Origin of the sequence: Vibrio sp. 10N.286.51.C3 (assembly GCF_003050065.1) — a bacterium.
GTDB classification, from domain to species: Bacteria; Pseudomonadota; Gammaproteobacteria; order Enterobacterales; family Vibrionaceae; genus Vibrio; species Vibrio crassostreae.
Genome location: NZ_PIGC01000028.1, coordinates 25,192 through 42,500 on the forward strand (window position 1 = coordinate 25,192; position 17,309 = coordinate 42,500).

Annotated in this window: 14 protein-coding genes; 9 read left to right on the plus strand and 5 right to left on the minus strand. The window is 45.0% G+C overall.

Translation table 11 applies throughout. From position 1 onward, the window contains the following. Positions 1-157 precede the first annotated feature (157 nt). The 3 genes from CWO27_RS22170 to rarD all read right to left on the minus strand — a co-directional run bounded on the left by CWO27_RS22170 (position 158) and on the right by rarD (position 4,699). Entirely contained in the window at positions 158-1,921 is a 1,764-nt protein-coding gene (locus CWO27_RS22170; RefSeq protein WP_102433032.1) for a DUF1501 domain-containing protein, read from the minus strand. A gap of 3 nt (positions 1,922-1,924) precedes the next feature. After that, complete coding sequence (locus tag CWO27_RS22175; RefSeq protein WP_102433033.1) at positions 1,925-3,427, minus strand: DUF1800 family protein; 1,503 nt, start codon at positions 3,425-3,427, stop codon at positions 1,925-1,927. Positions 3,428-3,793: 366 nt separating this feature from the next. Further along, positions 3,794-4,699, minus strand: coding sequence for an EamA family transporter RarD (gene rarD / locus CWO27_RS22180; RefSeq protein ID WP_102433034.1), 906 nt, complete (start codon positions 4,697-4,699; stop codon positions 3,794-3,796). Between the two features lie 179 nt (positions 4,700-4,878). On the opposite strand from rarD, the gene recQ reads away from it, so the two are divergent. From recQ to CWO27_RS22195, 3 genes are all read left to right on the plus strand, one after another. Then, the gene (gene recQ / locus CWO27_RS22185; RefSeq protein WP_055319881.1) at positions 4,879-6,717 is read left to right on the plus strand and encodes an ATP-dependent DNA helicase RecQ; all 1,839 of its coding nucleotides are present in this window, start codon (positions 4,879-4,881) and stop codon (positions 6,715-6,717) included. Positions 6,718-6,795: 78 nt separating this feature from the next. Next, a complete protein-coding gene (locus CWO27_RS22190; RefSeq protein WP_009848192.1) occupies positions 6,796-7,107 on the plus strand; it encodes a DUF3630 family protein in 312 nt (103 codons plus the stop codon). Between the two features lie 211 nt (positions 7,108-7,318). After that, positions 7,319-7,990 carry a 7-cyano-7-deazaguanine/7-aminomethyl-7-deazaguanine transporter gene (locus tag CWO27_RS22195; protein ID WP_055319880.1) on the plus strand — a complete coding sequence of 224 codons (672 nt, stop codon included), beginning with the start codon at positions 7,319-7,321 and terminating at the stop codon, positions 7,988-7,990. A gap of 97 nt (positions 7,991-8,087) precedes the next feature. Here the strand turns inward: CWO27_RS22195 and gppA are convergent, their stop codons facing one another. Continuing rightward, positions 8,088-9,581 carry a guanosine-5'-triphosphate,3'-diphosphate diphosphatase gene (gppA, locus tag CWO27_RS22200; RefSeq protein WP_102433035.1) on the minus strand — a complete coding sequence of 498 codons (1,494 nt, stop codon included), beginning with the start codon at positions 9,579-9,581 and terminating at the stop codon, positions 8,088-8,090. A 6-nt stretch (positions 9,582-9,587) separates the two neighbouring features. After that, positions 9,588-10,898, minus strand: coding sequence for an ATP-dependent RNA helicase RhlB (gene rhlB, locus CWO27_RS22205; RefSeq protein ID WP_019820068.1), 1,311 nt, complete (start codon positions 10,896-10,898; stop codon positions 9,588-9,590). 111 nt (positions 10,899-11,009) lie between these two features. Here rhlB and trxA point away from each other — a divergent pair, with 111 nt between their 5' ends. The 6 genes from trxA to fre all read left to right on the plus strand — a co-directional run bounded on the left by trxA (position 11,010) and on the right by fre (position 16,843). Continuing rightward, positions 11,010-11,336 carry a thioredoxin TrxA gene (gene trxA, locus CWO27_RS22210; protein ID WP_010440700.1) on the plus strand — a complete coding sequence of 109 codons (327 nt, stop codon included), beginning with the start codon at positions 11,010-11,012 and terminating at the stop codon, positions 11,334-11,336. A gap of 200 nt (positions 11,337-11,536) precedes the next feature. Continuing rightward, the gene (rho, locus tag CWO27_RS22215) at positions 11,537-12,796 is read left to right on the plus strand and encodes a transcription termination factor Rho (protein ID WP_017062978.1); all 1,260 of its coding nucleotides are present in this window, start codon (positions 11,537-11,539) and stop codon (positions 12,794-12,796) included. 111 nt (positions 12,797-12,907) lie between these two features. Beyond that, a complete protein-coding gene (locus CWO27_RS22220) occupies positions 12,908-13,903 on the plus strand; it encodes a hypothetical protein (protein WP_102433036.1) in 996 nt (331 codons plus the stop codon). A gap of 98 nt (positions 13,904-14,001) precedes the next feature. Next, complete coding sequence (gene ubiD, locus CWO27_RS22225; protein WP_102433037.1) at positions 14,002-15,843, plus strand: 4-hydroxy-3-polyprenylbenzoate decarboxylase; 1,842 nt, start codon at positions 14,002-14,004, stop codon at positions 15,841-15,843. Continuing rightward, entirely contained in the window at positions 15,840-16,109 is a 270-nt protein-coding gene (locus tag CWO27_RS22230; protein WP_008224727.1) for a 2Fe-2S iron-sulfur cluster-binding protein, read from the plus strand. Before ubiD ends, CWO27_RS22230 begins: the two co-directional genes overlap by 4 nt. A gap of 20 nt (positions 16,110-16,129) precedes the next feature. After that, positions 16,130-16,843, plus strand: coding sequence for an NAD(P)H-flavin reductase (fre, locus tag CWO27_RS22235; RefSeq protein ID WP_048661170.1), 714 nt, complete (start codon positions 16,130-16,132; stop codon positions 16,841-16,843). The last annotated feature ends 466 nt before the right edge of the window (positions 16,844-17,309 follow it).

Sequence of the window (17,309 nt, forward strand, 5' to 3'; positions counted from 1 at the left end):
TAAATTATCATCAATTCAACCAAGCTTATCTTCGTATTCAGCGATTGTCTTGTAAAAAACGATCAGTACTAGTGGTTTCTGACAGAGTTTTTATAGGGTCGATCCTTTAAAGAGAAAGAGAATAAAAGCTTTTTCTGATTATTGAAGTGTCGTGATACTAATAACCGACCACTTTGAGTTCTTGGAAGTTATTCCATAGAACTAAGCTTGAAACATCGCCATTATTACCGTTACAAGTGAGGCGAATAAACTTAACCGATGCTCTATTAACGGCTTGTTCCACCAAATTGGTTGTGGTTCCAGGCGTCAAGACGTTGGTTACCAGACCGAAGTTGATGCCATCGCTACTCACTTCGAGATCAAATAGGTATTGTCGAACATCCCCTTTAGCTTGAGAGTAGAGAAGCTTAGTGACGTTCGCTGCCGTGCTAAGTTCAATTAGATATTGAATACCTTGCCCTTTCGCCGTCCACTTGGTTGTACTGTCTCCGTCTACGGCCATTTGCGGTGTATGGTCGACGCGAGTTTCAGTGGCACTGACGTTGGCAATGGATAGTTCGTTTTCCTGTCCTTCCTGATGATAGTCTCCCAGAACGCCAAGATATCGACTAGCAAATGGATTGCTGTTGGCTGGCGAAAGCGAAGGGAAAATGACATCCACACCTTGTTCACTCAACCCCATCCAACGACATAAGGTCGCAGCAAGTTGTTCTGAGGATTGGCTCGGGATAAATTTATTGCCCCAAGCATCTTGACCATCTTTGATAAATTCGGGGTATCGCCCATAGCTGTTACCTCCATTGACGGCATTACCGACCACTAGTTGATTACTTCCCCAACCATGGTCGGTGCCTGATTTACTGTTGTTTTCTATGGTTCGCCCAAAATCTGACATGGTCGATGTCACAACACTGTCTTCCAAGCCAAGTTCAGCAAGAGAGGCATGGAAAGCGCTAACGGCTTGGTCGATGGTAGAAAGAAGCCCATCATGGCGTCCTCGTTGGTTGCTGTGATTATCAAATCCACCAATATTAACAAAAAAGACCTGACGGCTATGACCGAGATCGGATGATGCTTGGATCATTCGTCTGACCATTTTTAGCTGTGAGCCTAATGAGCTACTTGGAATGGAGCCGTCTTCTGGGTATGAATCGAGCACGAGTTGGATTTCCTGCTGGAAATCTAATATGCCTTTCAGCCGTTTTGTATACTCTTGTTTGAACGGTGAACCGTAAGGTGCATTAACTAATTTGATGAAGTTATTGTTTATTGCACTTGAATGCCCAAGAGCATCCATAGCTCTTACACCACCAGAAGACATTGAGATATCTTTAGAATTTGCGCCAGTTAATAGTTCATTTCCAGCAAATGAAATGGAGTCGGAAATGATCGCTGTTTCACTGCGAAGGACATCCATCATCATTCCTGCCCAACCGTAGCTATGGTAACCATTATCTCCCCAACTCGACTGCCAAGCGGCTTGTTGTTTATTGTGGGCCCCAAGATTCGATGGCTTCCTGACATCGTAAAGGTTGGATTTGTTGGTTGGCTCTACTAATGGTCCTACGTTAACTATGGCTGCGGCTTGGCCTGAACTCATCATGCTGGCAAGGTTAGACATGCTGGCGTTGATGCCAAGCGCTTGCCCAGATTCTGTGCTTGGAATAGCTAAGATTTCAGAGCTGGCGAGTTGGATGTTTGGTCTCGCGGTTTGGTAGTTACTTTGGTTGTTAGCGTCGGTAGGCACGATCATATTGAACGAGTCATTTCCGCCATGTAAGAAAAGACAGATTAACGCTTTATATCCACCTTGTTCATTAGCAAAGGCGCTGCTGACTGGGATGGATAAAGAGAGTGGGACCATCCCAGATACGGCTGTACCTGAGGCACCTTTGAGAAAACTTCTGCGTGTAATTGACATAATCTACTCCTGAACCATGAAATCGGGTGAAATGAACGCCATGAACAGCATCTTGGGTACTGCGTAATATTTGTTCCCATGACCGTGATAGATAGTGGATAGTAGGTCAGTAATTTCCTGGGATGCTTGTCCATTGAGAATGCGTAAATTAATCGCTTGAATAAGCTCAGTTTCATTTTCTGCCCTCGCTAAATCTTCTAAATCAGAAGGAGCAATATAGAGCTCTTTATTGTTGTTGCTATTTCCACGGTTCTGCCCAAAGTCTTTGAGTGTTCTGTAAAAAATGTTGTTCATGTCGATAAGTTGATTCCAGTCAATAATCTCTAACTCGGGTGCTGTTAGGCCTGCATCTGCAAGCGCGCCTTGTGGGCTGTGACTCGGCTGATAAAAATTAAATACCGAATTAGACCCAAGTGGGTACTGATTAAAGCTTTCTTTATAGTTCATTGGGTCATAAACAATATCTCCGCTGCCACCTACGTACGCTTCCATTGCTCTATAGAGATAGGTCATCGCTAGGATAGGCTCTCTGACTTTGGTGACATTGATATCACTAGTTTTGAGTAACTCTGAGTCGGTTAAAATTGCTTTGATCACCGAGCCTAAATTTCCACCTGAATTAATAAATTCAGCGGATACGCGAGAAACGTACGCTTGAGTTGGGTTGGAGGTCGTTAACTGTTTAATCAGCATTATTGAAATAAAAGGCGCGACATTGGTATGGGTGGTGATTTGGGCAATGAATTGGTCAAGATCTTCTTCAGCAGTTTGGCCGGGAGGGTAATACTGACCAAGTACCCATTTTTCATCCATGTCATGCAGTGAGTTGTCTGCAGTCATGGGTTCAAGCGTATTGTTATTGGTGATATCCCAACCGGTACAGACTCTTGCAGCACCTTCTACATCGACATCATCATACGTCTCGATAACGCTACCATCTGGGTAAGTGGCTTGAGTTCCATCTTGGTTTAACTCATAAAGCCCAATGGTAAAGAGTTGCATGACTTCTCTGGCGTAATTCTGATCGGGCGCTTGTCCGGTCACGCTTTCCGGTTTATTACCATTCATGGTGAGATACTGTCCCATAGCAGGAGAGAGAGTGATGTGCTTAAGTAGCGTAGCAAATGATTCAAAGGCATTGTCGGCAAGCAAATCATAGTAATTTGCTAACGCTTCTGGATCGGTAGCAAGGTTGGCATCTTTTTCACTGACTACAAATATTTGACTTAGCGCGAACGCGATCCGTTGACGTAGTTGTGCTTCGTCCCATAACGCAGTGTCAAACCATGCCCCTACACGACACTCCTGATTTGGGTTGGTGAGATTCCTTCGGTTCGCTTGATGATAAGTTCGCTCAAGATGGCGCATGTAGGGTTTAGCAATTTGTTGATCTATCCAATAAGAACGATCGTCTTGTTCTTTAAACGCATTTAACTCCGATTGACGAACCCCCATGGTTGCCAAGTCTAAGAATCGAGAAGCCTGTTGGTGAGTTAAGTTATCCATATGATTTCCTCTAGCCAAATAGTGATCCCCAGAAAATGAATAGCTGGTTTCCAGTTATATTTCTGGTGTATTAAGGATTAGTTGCTAGAAGGAGGTGAATCTAGTCAGAAGTTGAGGGCTTCCCGAGAGTGTGAACCTGTGTGAAAACCCCAATGAAATGCTCGGTGTTTCATATTAAAATGTTGAAGTGGAATGCTATCTATGTGTATGAATTTACTGGATAGATCAATTCGGTGAATGTCACTTAGAGTTACTTTGAGTCATTTGTTGTGAGTGGGCTGTAGCAGGGCTTATAGCTAAAGGGGGGCGAGCTTGGTGTGATTACCAAGCTCTGATTTGATGTTTAGGTTGATTATACGCTTGAGGTTAGAGCTGCTTTTTGCTCTTTTTATTCGCTCGATACGCATCAAAGGTAAAGACAAGCAGCGCGCCCCAGATAAAGGCGAAGGTGACTACTTTATCTTGGGTGAATGCTTCTCCATAAATCAGCACGGCCAGCAGTAGCATCAAGCTTGGGCCTATGTACTGGAAGAAACCGAGTGTCGATAGCTTCAAGCGAGTTGCAGCGCCAGTAAAACACAGCAGTGGAATGGTTGTAATAACACCTGCAGCAATCAGTAATAGGTTGAGTTGCATCGGGTTTATTGATAAGTCTGAAGTTGGGCTATCAGCAATAAACAGTAAGTAGGTAGCTGCGAGAGGTAGCATCACCAGAGTTTCAATGAACAATCCTGTTTGCGCTTCTAAGCTGACTTTCTTACGTAGCAAGCCATAAAAACCAAAGCTGAAGGCTAGGGCAATGGCGACGATCGGCACTGAGCCAAATGCAATCAGTTGGACTAATACACCAATGGCAGCCAGAGCAACCGCAAACCATTGTAGTTTACGCAAGCGTTCGCCTAGGAAGAGCATACCGAGCAACACGTTAATCAGCGGGTTGATGTAATACCCTAAACTGGCATCAAGCATGTGATTGGAGTTGACCGCCCAGATAAAGATCAGCCAGTTGGCACCCACTAAAGTAGAGGTCGCCACCAAATAGAGCATTTTTGGTTTTGATGTCAAGGTGTCGCGAACTTTACGCCAGCTGCGGCCAATGTGTAGTAAAAAAGCGAGTAGGAAAAAAGACCATACTACACGGTGGCTAAGGATCTCTAACGGGGAAACGTCACTTAAAGATTTGAAATATATAGGGGCGATACCCCACATGGTGTAAGCACCGACAGCAAGCAAAATACCTTGGCGCGTACGTTGTTGTTCTTCTGGAGTCATGCATCTTTCTCTAGCACAGAGTGCTTATTAATAAGATTTATAAGAGAGTTGGTCAGTATAGGAGCGATAACCCTTTTCACCTAACAATTTGCGGTTTAATTCACCAGCGTTCCCCTCTACAATGTGCGACTTGCTTGCCGAAGATGCTTGCTGATTTCATACCTCGATTAGGAACCACAATGACCGCCACTCTGATTGCTGAGCAAATACCAACTCCCGCGAATGATGCGCAAACCATCTTACAAGATGTGTTTGGCTATCAAAGCTTTCGCGATGGTCAGCAAGAGGTCATTGACCTGGCCGTTGAAGGCAAAGACAGCTTGGTGATAATGCCAACCGGTGGTGGTAAATCACTGTGTTACCAAATCCCCGCCTTGGTTCGTGAAGGTCTGACTCTGGTTATCTCACCGCTGATCTCGCTGATGAAAGACCAAGTCGACCAACTGAAGGCCAATGGTGTTGCAGCTGAGTGTATTAACTCTTCCATGCCCCGTGACCAGTTGCTGAATGTGTTCAATCGTATGAATTCAGGCCAATTGAAGATGGTTTACGTATCACCAGAGCGTGTGTTGATGCGTGACTTTATCGAGCGTCTGCAAGGTTTACCGCTTTCGATGATTGCGGTAGACGAGGCGCACTGTATCTCTCAATGGGGACATGACTTCCGCCCGGAATACGCATCATTAGGTCAACTTAAGCAATATTTCCCGCATGTGCCTTATATGGCGCTGACGGCAACCGCTGATGATGCAACACGTAAAGACATTATTTCGCGTCTGCAGCTGGTGGATCCACATACCTACTTGGGCAGCTTCGACCGTCCTAACATTCGCTACAACCTCGTCGAGAAGCATAAGCCCGTGTCACAGGTGGTTCGCTACTTAGAAACACAGAAAGGCAATTGCGGCATTATCTATTGTGGTAGCCGTAAGAAAGTGGAGATGGTGACTGAGAAGCTGTGCAACAACGGTATTCGCGCCGCGGGTTATCACGCTGGTATGGACACCGATGAGCGTGCTTACGTTCAAGAAGCCTTCCAACGTGATGATATTCAGATCGTTGTCGCGACTGTAGCTTTCGGTATGGGTATCAACAAACCCAATGTGCGCTTTGTGGTGCACTTTGATATCCCGCGCAACATTGAATCTTACTATCAAGAGACAGGCCGTGCGGGTCGTGATGGCTTGCCTGCTGAAGCTATGATGTTGTTTGATCCGGCTGATATGGGTTGGCTACGTCGTATGCTGGATGAGAAGGAAGAAGGCCCACAAAAACAAGTTGAGATGCACAAGCTAAACGCGATGAGTGCCTTTGCTGAAGCACAAACCTGTCGTCGTCAGGTTCTGCTTAACTACTTTGGTGAATATCGTGAGAAGCAATGTGGCAACTGCGATATCTGCCTCGATCCACCCAAGCATTTTGATGCGACCCAAGAAGCGCAGAAGGCATTGTCTTGTGTGTACCGTGTGAATCAGTCGTTCGGTATGGGCTATGTGGTTGAAGTGATGCGCGGTATGCAGAACATCCGTGTCCGCGATAATGGTCATGACAAGCTCTCTACCTATGGCATTGGCCGCGACCACAGCCATGATTACTGGATCAGTATCTTCCGTCAGTTAATCCATAAAGGTTTGTTGTTCCAGAACATCACCCGTAATTCGACTTTACAGTTAACAGAAGAAGCGCGTCCGCTACTGCGTGGTGAGATGTCTTTGGAATTGGCGGTGCCTCGTTTGGATACGGCGGTGCGTAATGCTAAGTCCGATAAACTCAGCAGCAAGAATTACGATAAGAAGTTGTTTGCCAAACTGCGTAAGCTGCGTAAGTCGATTGCTGATGAAGATGGTTTGCCACCTTATGTGGTATTCAGTGATGCGACCTTGATTGATATGGCTGAAGTACTGCCTACCTCATACGGTGAGATGCTGGCGGTTAACGGTGTTGGTCAGCGTAAACTCGATAAGTACGCAGACCCATTCTTAGATTTGATTCAAGAACACATCACGACACACGGCTAATTTTCAGGATCGTTTTCAGATAAGTCATAGTTTATAAAAACGATTGGATCATAGAACAAGAATAAGGTTGATAGGGACATGACGACACCAACAGAATTTGGCTTAAGAGAGTATTTGGCTGAGGAAGGACGTTTATTGATTACGTCTCCAAGTTTTGATTTTGATTCTTATGAAGTATTAGGTGAAAAGCTAGTGGCATTGTTATCTGCTTCTGTGGTTGAAAAACAATGGGACGCTGACATGCACTCTTGGTTGATTGATTTTGAAGATTGTCGGATGTTCTTAAAGTCTGAGCATTACAGTGAATCAATCTGGTTTGAGTCGCTAAACGCTGAAGAAAGCAGAGAAGAGTTTGATTATCTCGCGACGCTTTTCAAACGCGGTTTTTAACTTCGCTCACCAATAAAAGTGAGAATAAACGTTTGCGTCTGTTCTCACCATTGCAGCCAATATTGATTAATGTATAATCGCCCGCCGCTCGATAGAGCAAATTTTAGAAACATTTTAAATTCACATTATTGGTAAGAGCTTTCTTAGTTTATTCGAAGAAATGACTCGATTTGGGTTCCCTCACCCCCAAACCAAACTAAAAAGGTACAGCATGAGTAACTTTACCCCTGCGCAACAGCGCAAAGCCCTAGCACTATTAGTTTTGTTCCATTTAGTCATCATTGCGTCAAGCAACTATCTGGTTCAGCTACCTTTTACCGTTTTCGGTATGCACACCACTTGGGGTGCTTTCACTTTCCCGTTTATCTTCCTAGCGACTGATCTGACTGTACGCATTTTTGGTGCGCAGCTTGCTCGTAAAATCATTTTCTTAGTGATGCTACCTGCACTGGCAGTTTCTTACTTTTTGTCAGTGGTGTTCTTTGAAGGTTCATTCCAAGGGTTTAACCAACTAGGCGAGTTCAACCTGTTTGTTGCACGTATCGCCGCGGCGAGCTTCATGGCTTACCTGCTTGGTCAGATTTTGGATGTGCATGTTTTCAACCGCTTACGTCAGCTTAAACAGTGGTGGGTTGCCCCAACGTGTTCAACGTTGTTCGGTAATGCGATTGATACCATCGCTTTCTTTGCGATTGCTTTCTACCAAAGCCCAGATCCATTCATGGCTGAACACTGGACTGAGATTGCACTGGTTGATTACGGCTTCAAACTTATCATCAGCTTAGGTTTATTCGTTCCGATGTACGGCGTGCTTTTGAACTACATCGTTAAAAAGCTGACGGCGGTAAACCCAGACTTTAAAGCGACAGGCGTGAACGTTTAAGGATTCAGGTTAGAAACGCATTAATGCCAAGATAAGAAAAAGCCCAAGTTAGTCTACTAACTTGGGCTTTTTTAATGTCTAGCGTCAGATATTAATATCAGAGGCATTCAATATTCAGTGGCCAGCCAATATCGGTTTGTCTATTCGACTCGATATCTAGTTCTGCAGCAGTAAGCGGGTTATCTGCTAACCATTGCTTAGAAAGCGTTAAAGTTAGATTGTTATCATCCGTCGTCAGCTTGAACTCAGGTTCTAGCGCTGGATTACGACGGTGAGTCAACAAAATAGCCAAACGCAGAATACGTAAGATACGTTTGCTACTCGTTCCTGAGATTGCGTGCTGCTCTGGCAATGAGGTTAACTGCTCGCGGTAGCGACGAGTTAACTCACCCAAGTAGTGCTTTTGCGCTCGAGTAAAGCCTGGTAGGTCTAAGTTCTGCAGTAGGTAAGCGCTGTGCTCGCCGCCTTTTTTGAAATCGATGGTTAAACCAATCTCATGAAGCTTAGCTGCAGTTTGCAGTAGGACACCAGCTTGAGGTTCTGAAACCCACGCTTCGGCGCCCGCTTGATCTAACAGCGTTTGTGCAACTACAGCAACTTGTTCACCGTAGCTTACGTCCATTTGATAGCGCGATTGAACACTCTTGATGGTACGTGCACGGATGTCTTCTTGGCGCAGCTCATCAACCATCTCGTAGGCTAGGCCTTCACGGAGTGCACCGCCTGCGAGTGTCATTGAATCTATTTCAAGCAACTCAAAAATAGCAATAAGAATAGAAAGGCCACTCGGGAACACTAATGCGCGTTCAAGAGTCAGTCCTTCGATTTCTAGCTCTTCCAAGCGCTCAGTAATCATGGCTTGTTTTTGTAGGCGCTTAAGTTTGGCATGAGTAATTACTTCATCCATGCCTTGAGCCAACATGATTTCTTGCAGTGCCTGAACAGTACCACTGGCACCCACACACACATCCCATCCGATATCAGTGTAGCTATCGAGGATAGGAGCTAACGTCGACTTCGCCGCTTCAATGGCGTTGTTAAAGTTAGTTGCGGTTAATTGGCGATCTTTAAAGTGGCGCTCAAGCCAAGTAACACAGCCCATCTTTAGGCTGGTTAGTGCTTTCGCTGAGAAGCCTTCACCAATGATCATCTCGGTGCTTGCGCCACCAATATCAACAACCAGTCGGCGGCCGCTGCCACCAGAAGTGTGCGCTACGCCTTTATAGATAGTCGCAGCTTCTTCTTCACCAGAGATAACATTGATGTCGTAACCAAGGATCTGGTTCGCTTTCTTTAGAAAGATATCCACATTGATAGCGGTACGTAGGGTCGCTGTACCGACAATGCGGATATTTTCTTTCGGAATATCTTGCAGTCGCTCTGCAAAGAGACTCAAACAGTCCCAACCGCGCTGCATGGCTTCAGTACTAAGCGCATTATTTTCATCTAAGCCTGCAGCTAAACGCACTTTGCGCTTAATTTTAGCCATGGTTTGTACGCTGCCATCGATATGACGCACAACGAGCATATGAAAACTGTTCGACCCGAGGTCGATTGCAGCGTAAAGCGGGGGTGACACTGTTTGACTCATAAGCGACTAAGCTTCCTTGTTATGACGCGGTTGGCGTGGGCGACGGTTTTGGTTTGGCTTACGGTTACCGTTGCGTGGGCCATTGTTGTTTGAACGGCGCTGTTGCGGGTTACGTGTGCGTAAGCGCAATGGTGCTGGTAGATCTTCTAGTAGTGCAGAAGAGTCGTAGTCAGACACAGGGATAGCGTGCTCAATGTATTCTTCGATTGGTGGCAAGTTGATTGCGTAATCTTCACAAGCAAAGCTGATCGAGTGACCACTTGCGCCAGCACGACCTGTACGGCCGATACGGTGAACGTAATCTTCACAGTCGTCTGGTAGGTCGAAGTTGAATACGTGTGTTACTTGAGGAATGTGTAGGCCACGTGCTGCAACGTCGGTTGCGACAAGCAGGTCAACATCACCTTTAGTGAATTGCTCAAGAATCTTTTCACGTTTCTTTTGAGGAACATCGCCAGTTAGCAGGCCAACGCGGTGACCATCTGCAGCTAGGTGACCCCAAACAGACTCACACTTGTGTTTAGTGTTAGCGAAGATGATAGCGCGCTCTGGCCATTCTTCTTCAACTAGCGTCTGTAGCAGTGCCATTTTGTGTTCGTTTGATGGGTAGAATAGCTCTTCCTGAATACGGTGACCTGTTTTACGCTCTGGCTCAACAACAACATGCTCTGGGTTGTGCATGTGTTCGAACGCTAGTTCTTGTACGCGGTAAGACAATGTCGCAGAGAACAGCATGTTCAGGCGATCTTTTGGCTCAGGCATACGGCGGAACAAGAAGCGGATGTCTTTGATGAAACCAAGATCGAACATGCGATCGGCTTCGTCAAGAACAACAGCTTGAATGTGGTTAAGGTTAAATACCTTTTGCTTGTAGAAATCGATGATGCGGCCAGTCGTACCAATTAAGATATCTGCGCCTTCTTCGATCTTACCTAGTTGCTTGTCGTAGCTTTCGCCACCGTAAGCAAGTGCTGCCTTGATACCTGTGCTTTCAACCAGAGAGTCAGCATCGTTGTAGATCTGAATCGCGAGTTCACGCGTTGGTGCCATAATAATCGCACGTGGCTGGTTAGGCTTACGCCCTTCATGCTCAGGTGTTTTTAGCAGGTGGTTAAAAGTAGCAGTAAGAAACGCAAGCGTTTTACCAGTACCCGTTTGGGCCTGGCCTGCAATGTCTTGGCCGGTGAGCAGTACCGGGAGCGCCAAGGCTTGGATAGGGGTACAATAATCGAACCCTTTTTTCTCCAATCCTTCAATGACTTGCGGAAGTAAATCCAAGTCGGCGAACTTTTGCTCTGTGATATGCGTCTTTTTCATTGCTATAGAATATCAGCTTAAGCTTGCAATACGAAAGTAAATACATTCCAATAGGGCATCTATTTACTGGTTATCATCCAACCAGTTCTAAAAAACACATTGGAGTGGAAGATGAGTGATAAGATTTTGCAGCTAACTGATGACGGTTTTGATAACGATGTAATCAACGCTGCAGGCCCTGTTCTTGTTGATTTTTGGGCAGAATGGTGTGGTCCATGTAAAATGATTGCGCCGATTCTTGACGAAATCGCAGACGAGTACGAAGGCAAGCTCACAATCGGTAAATTAAATATCGACCAAAATGCTGGTACTCCACCAAAATTTGGTATTCGCGGCATTCCAACGCTACTTCTTTTCAAAGATGGCGGCGTAGCAGCGACTAAAGTTGGTGCATTATCTAAAACTCAACTTAAAGAGTTCTTAGACGCTAACCTTTAATCAGGTCAGCATTTGAAAAGAAACCGTGCAGTTAACAAATGCGCGGTTTTGTTTTTTCTAAGCTATGGACTAGTCTTAGTTTTAGTGCTAATTTATCGCACGTTAATTGAACGAATTTCTCTTCTTGGTCGATCCTGTGACCAAATCCTTCTTAACTTAAGAAAACAGATCCTATTTTGACTAAACAAACTTCCACCACTATGAATCTTACTGAACTGAAGAACAGACCTGTGTCTGAGCTTGTTAAACTTAGCGAAAGCTTAGGTCTTGAAAATCAAGCTCGCCTAAGAAAACAAGACATTATCTTCTCCATCCTTAAAGCGCATGCAAAAAGTGGTGAAGACATCTTTGGTGATGGTGTTCTAGAAATTCTTCAAGACGGTTTTGGTTTCCTACGTAGCGCCGACAGTTCATACCTGGCTGGCCCAGATGATATCTACGTATCTCCAAGCCAAATTCGTCGTTTTAACCTTCGCACAGGTGACTCTATTGGCGGTAAAATCCGTCCACCTAAAGATGGCGAACGTTACTTTGCACTGCTTAAAGTAAACACGGTTAACTACGACAAGCCAGACAACGCTCGTAACAAGATTCTTTTCGAAAACCTTACTCCTCTTCACGCCAACGAACGTATGGTGATGGAAGCGGGTAATGGCGCAACTGAAGATATTACGGCTCGTATTCTTGACCTTGCATCTCCGATTGGTAAAGGTCAGCGTGGTCTGATTGTTGCTCCGCCTAAAGCGGGTAAGACAATGCTTCTGCAAAACATTGCTCAAAGCATTGCTCGTAACCACCCTGAGTGTGAACTAATGGTTCTGCTTATCGATGAGCGTCCAGAAGAAGTAACGGAAATGCAGCGTCTAGTTAAAGGCGAAGTAGTTGCTTCAACATTCGATGAGCCAGCATCTCGCCACGTACAAGTTGCAGAAATGGTTATCGAGAAAGCGAAACGCCTTGTTGAACACAAGAAAGACGTAGTTATCCTACTGGATTCTATTACTCGTCTAGCTCGTGCTTACAACACTGTGATCCCTTCATCAGGTAAAGTTCTTACTGGTGGTGTTGACGCGAATGCTCTACATCGTCCAAAGCGTTTCTTCGGTGCGGCACGTAACGTAGAAGAAGGCGGTAGCTTAACGATCATCGCAACAGCACTGGTTGATACTGGTTCTAAGATGGATGAAGTTATCTACGAAGAATTCAAAGGTACAGGTAACATGGAACTGCACCTTAACCGTAAGATTGCTGAAAAGCGCGTATTCCCAGCTATCGACTTCAATCGTTCTGGTACTCGTCGTGAAGAGCTTCTTACCAAGAACGATGAACTACAGAAGATGTGGATCCTGCGTAAGATTGTTCACCCAATGGGCGAAATCGATGCAATGGAATTCCTTATCGACAAGCTAGCAATGACCAAAACGAACGATGAGTTCTTTGACGCAATGCGTCGTCAGTAATATTGATTAGCTGATCGTTATTTAATAAGCGCTGCCCTCGGGTGGCGCTTTTTATTTGCATTTTGTAGCGGTAGCTTGCAGAATGAGCAAAAGTGTTACAAGGAAGTTAAAATGCAACATGGACTGTTGTCATCATTACTCTTGTCTACTTCACTGTTATTTTCACCGGTTGGTATGAGTTATGCCACCGAGATGTCTCCACTTACAGTAGAGTCTTGGCTTGAGAATGATCAAGTAAAACTGAAAACTGCTGAACTAATCGAGCTTGTCGTACGTGACGAAGTCAATTCACTACGCTTTGCGCTTGAGCGCCTGACATTTCCCCAGCAAGAGGTGGCTCGTTACCAACTCTTGAAGAAGCTTGAACAGCAAAAAATCGTACTCACACCCAAGATGTCTATCTTCATCGAGCAGCAACTCGCTATCACGCCCACTTATCAAGTATTAGAGCGTGGAGATGGTTACGAGTTTACGGTACCTGCCTTTAATTATCCTTCAATTGCTAATCGTCTCATCAAGCAGTGGCGTCAAGATCAGAAGACACTGGTGTTTGTGCTAGATGCAGAGAAGCAGGACCTCGACTTAAAAGAGTGGTTATCTGGATCTGAACATCAAGTTCAAACGCGAGAAGCGCTGCTCATTAGAGAGCTAGATAGTTTGTCTCCTGAAGCGGTTGGTTATCTAACTAAGCAACTCACCGCATCTTCTATTGTTAGCTGGTTACCTTCCACTGAGGTGGTGGTTCGATTAGCGCAAGTGAGCGAAGATCCAGAGGCCTATAAGATTTTATGGCGAATGAAGGCCGATTATCATAGCCAAGCTGAGCTAGTTCGCCTTGCTGACACCAAACAAGCGTTCGCGTTAGAACAAGTAATGGCTGCGACTAAAAATCCGCGTTTGAAAGATGAAGCGATTACCTTGCTCACTAAGGTTAACCCGTTATCAGAAGAGGTGAAGCAGTTTCTTGTCTCTAGGATGGCGATTGCCGATGAAGCCCCATTAGTCGCGCGTGAACTCGCCAAACAAGGTCATACGCGATGGTTGCAAGATCTCGTCAATGATAACCCTCAGGTGAAGAGCTCTTTGATCGAGCAAGCATTACCGTAAAGTGGATTTTGCCTCTCAATAACCACACTAAAAAGGGGGATCTCAGTGTCACCCTTTTTGATATACTGAGCGCAGAATAATCAGCATGTAGAAGTCCTATGAGTTTTAAAGATTTACGTGATTTTATCGACCATCTTGAAAGTATTGGTCAGTTGAAACGCATTTCTCACCCAGTCGATCCAGACTATGAAATGACCGAGATTAGCGACCGTACTCTACGTGCTGGTGGCCCGGCTCTTTTGTTTGAAAATCCAGTAGGCTATGACATGCCTGTTTTGACTAATCTATTTGGTACACCTAATCGGGTTGCTATTGGTATGGGGCGTCAGGAAGTCAAAGAACTGCGCGAAGTGGGTAAGTTGCTTGCTTACCTAAAAGAACCAGAGCCACCAAAAGGCTTTAAAGACGCTCTTGATAAACTGCCTGTGTTTAAGCAAGTCTTAAACATGCCAGCTAAACGCCTTCGCAAAGCGGCTTGCCAACAAGTGGTATGGCAACGCGATGACGTCGACTTAGATAAAATCCCCGTGATGAGCTGTTGGGCTGACGATGTCGCGCCATTGCTAACGTGGGGATTAACGGTTACTCGTGGTCCGAACAAGAAACGCCAAAACTTAGGTATCTATCGTCAGCAGAAGATCGGTAAGAACAAAATCATCATGCGTTGGTTAGCCCACCGTGGTGGCGCGCTGGATCTACGCGATTGGATAGAAACCAACCCAGGTAAACCATTTCCGGTATCGGTAGCATTTGGTGCCGACCCTGCCACCATTCTTGGTGCGGTTACGCCAGTGCCGGATACTTTATCTGAGTACGCGTTTGCAGGCTTACTACGTGGTAGTAAAACTGAGGTCGTTAAATCAATCAGCAACGACTTAGAGGTTCCTGCAAGTGCGGAAATCGTGATGGAAGGTTACATCGACCCGAATGAATTTGCGGATGAAGGGCCTTACGGAGACCATACTGGTTACTACAACGAGAAAGAAAAGCACCATGTGTTTACTATTACTCATGTAACTATGCGCGAAAACCCTATCTATCACAGCACCTATACTGGCCGTCCACCTGATGAGCCTGCGGTATTGGGTGTTGCACTAAATGAAGTGTTTGTGCCTATTCTTCAAAAGCAGTTCCCAGAGATTGAAGATTTTTATCTACCGCCTGAAGGTTGTTCGTACCGAATGGCAGTCGTGACCATGAAGAAGCAATACCCAGGTCACGCCAAGCGAGTGATGATGGGTGTATGGTCTTTCTTACGCCAATTCATGTACACCAAATTTGTATTGGTGTGCGATGAAGATGTCAATGCACGCGATTGGTCTCAAGTAACCGCAGCGATGTGCGAACATATGGATCCGTCACGCGATAGCTTGATGATAGAGAACACGCCGATCGATTCATTGGATTTCGCATCGCCCGTGGTTGGGTTAGGTTCTAAGATGGGCCTAGATATCACTAAGAAGTGGGATGCAGAGTTAGCGCTATCTCCAGATATTCAATCAGCACCTACAAATAGTGAACATATAGAGGGTAGCTTGGCTGAGTTAACTAAGGCTCACCCTGAAATTATTGATATTCACCTACAGAACGACAACGCCAGTATGGTTGTGGTGTCTATTGATAAGCAAGCTACAGGTAATGGTAAGAAAATCATGGAAGCAGTTTGGTCTCAATTTGATGAAAACAAGTTTGTTATCGTGTGTGACGGCGATGTCAACGTGAGTGATTGGAATGACATTATTTGGGCGGTAACGACAAGAATGGATCCGGAGAGAGATACGTTATTCCTACAGAATGAAAATGGACACTCCAAAATGGGTCTCGATGCGACCAATAAGTGGGAAGGTGAATGCCTTCGTGAGTGGGGTGTACCAATCACAAAAGATCCTGATGTCGTCAAAAAGATTGATAGCATCTGGGAACAGCTAGGAATTTCATGAGCTACCAAGTAGTCTTATACCCAGAAAACATCAGTTTCACCGTAGAAAAAGGGCAAACGGTCTTGGATGCTGCGCTCAACAGCGATATCTATTTCCCAAACCGTTGCCAAGTTGGCGCATGCGCAATGTGTATGTGCAAAAAATTAGAAGGGCAAGTGAGTTACCACCTTGAACCCATGCTCACAGAGAAAGAGCAGCAACAAGGCTGGATTTTTGCTTGCCAAGCATTTGCAGAAAGTAATTTAGTTCTAACCTTTGCCGATTAAGGGTTAGTAAGAGGAAGAACATGACTATTAAATGTAAAGTGAAGTCTATCGAGCCTTTGGCTTGTAATACTTACCAAATCCTACTTCACCCAGAAACACCCGTCGCTTTTAAAGCGGGTCAGTATCTGATGGTTGAAATGGGCGAGAAAGATAAGCGCCCATTCTCTATCGCAAGTAGCCCTTGCCGTCACGAAGGTGAACTTGAACTACACATAGGCGCTGCTGAGCACAATGCTTACGCACTAGAAGTGGTTGAAGCGATGAAGAAGGCACAAGCTGAAAATGGCGATATTGCTATTGATGCTCCACACGGAGATGCTTGGATTAAAGAAGAAAGCGATCGCCCTCTATTATTGATTGCTGGTGGTACTGGTTTCAGTTACGTGCGTTCTATTCTGGATCATTGCATCGCACAAAATAGCTCGAAAGAGATCTACCTATATTGGGGCGCGAAAGATGAGTGCCAGTTATATGCGAAAGAAGAGCTGGTTGGCATTGCAGAAAAGCATAGCAACGTACATTTTGTACCAGTAGTAGAAGAAGCACCGGAAGTGTGGCACGGTCAAACAGGTAATGTGCTTGAGGCTATCACGCAAAGTTTCGAATCATTAGCTGATTTTGATATCTATATTGCAGGTCGTTTTGAAATGGCGGGTGCTGCAAGAGACCTATTTACTCAGAATAAAGAAGCAAAGCGTGCTCATATGTACGCTGATGCTTACGCATTTATCTAACAATACCTTTAGATTTTGAGTAAAAAGAGAGCAGAAATGCTCTCTTTTTTACGTTTAGGTGAACTATTAGGCAGTTAACCCCTATTTATTCATTTTTTATGAAAAAGTAGTTGCTAAGCTGAGAGGGTTCCCTATAATGCGACACCACTGAGACGGCAGACGCCACAAGGCTTCAGCAAGAATCAGTAAGACGGAAAGCGACAAAAAATTAATTTTCAAAAAGTGTTTGACACTGAATGTTAATTCGCTAGAATGGCCGTCCACTTCGAGAGGCTCCTTACTTAAAAGGAACGCTTAAGAAGTTAAGCTCTTTAACAATTTAAACCTATCAATCTGTGTGGGCACTCGTTGATGAATATCAAAACGTTATTACTTAGGTAGTAACAGTTACTTCGGTAACAACATTGATTTCAATGAACTGAGTGACCAATACAAATAACCTCGGTTATTTGGCACAGTCAATTCA

What these genes read in the sequence shown, in the direction of transcription:
- CWO27_RS22230 (WP_008224727.1), top strand. Translation starts at nt 15,840, where the DNA reads ATGAGCTACCAAGTAGTCTTATACCCAGAAAACATCAGTTTCACCGTA.
- CWO27_RS22220 (WP_102433036.1), top strand. Translation starts at nt 12,908, where the DNA reads ATGCAACATGGACTGTTGTCATCATTACTCTTGTCTACTTCACTGTTA.
- fre (WP_048661170.1), top strand. Translation starts at nt 16,130, where the DNA reads ATGACTATTAAATGTAAAGTGAAGTCTATCGAGCCTTTGGCTTGTAAT.
- rho (WP_017062978.1), top strand. Translation starts at nt 11,537, where the DNA reads ATGAATCTTACTGAACTGAAGAACAGACCTGTGTCTGAGCTTGTTAAA.
- gppA (WP_102433035.1), bottom strand. Translation starts at nt 9,581, where the DNA reads ATGAGTCAAACAGTGTCACCCCCGCTTTACGCTGCAATCGACCTCGGG.
- ubiD (WP_102433037.1), top strand. Translation starts at nt 14,002, where the DNA reads ATGAGTTTTAAAGATTTACGTGATTTTATCGACCATCTTGAAAGTATT.
- rarD (WP_102433034.1), bottom strand. Translation starts at nt 4,699, where the DNA reads ATGACTCCAGAAGAACAACAACGTACGCGCCAAGGTATTTTGCTTGCT.
- CWO27_RS22175 (WP_102433033.1), bottom strand. Translation starts at nt 3,427, where the DNA reads ATGGATAACTTAACTCACCAACAGGCTTCTCGATTCTTAGACTTGGCA.
- CWO27_RS22195 (WP_055319880.1), top strand. Translation starts at nt 7,319, where the DNA reads ATGAGTAACTTTACCCCTGCGCAACAGCGCAAAGCCCTAGCACTATTA.
- recQ (WP_055319881.1), top strand. Translation starts at nt 4,879, where the DNA reads ATGACCGCCACTCTGATTGCTGAGCAAATACCAACTCCCGCGAATGAT.
- trxA (WP_010440700.1), top strand. Translation starts at nt 11,010, where the DNA reads ATGAGTGATAAGATTTTGCAGCTAACTGATGACGGTTTTGATAACGAT.
- rhlB (WP_019820068.1), bottom strand. Translation starts at nt 10,898, where the DNA reads ATGAAAAAGACGCATATCACAGAGCAAAAGTTCGCCGACTTGGATTTA.
- CWO27_RS22190 (WP_009848192.1), top strand. Translation starts at nt 6,796, where the DNA reads ATGACGACACCAACAGAATTTGGCTTAAGAGAGTATTTGGCTGAGGAA.
- CWO27_RS22170 (WP_102433032.1), bottom strand. Translation starts at nt 1,921, where the DNA reads ATGTCAATTACACGCAGAAGTTTTCTCAAAGGTGCCTCAGGTACAGCC.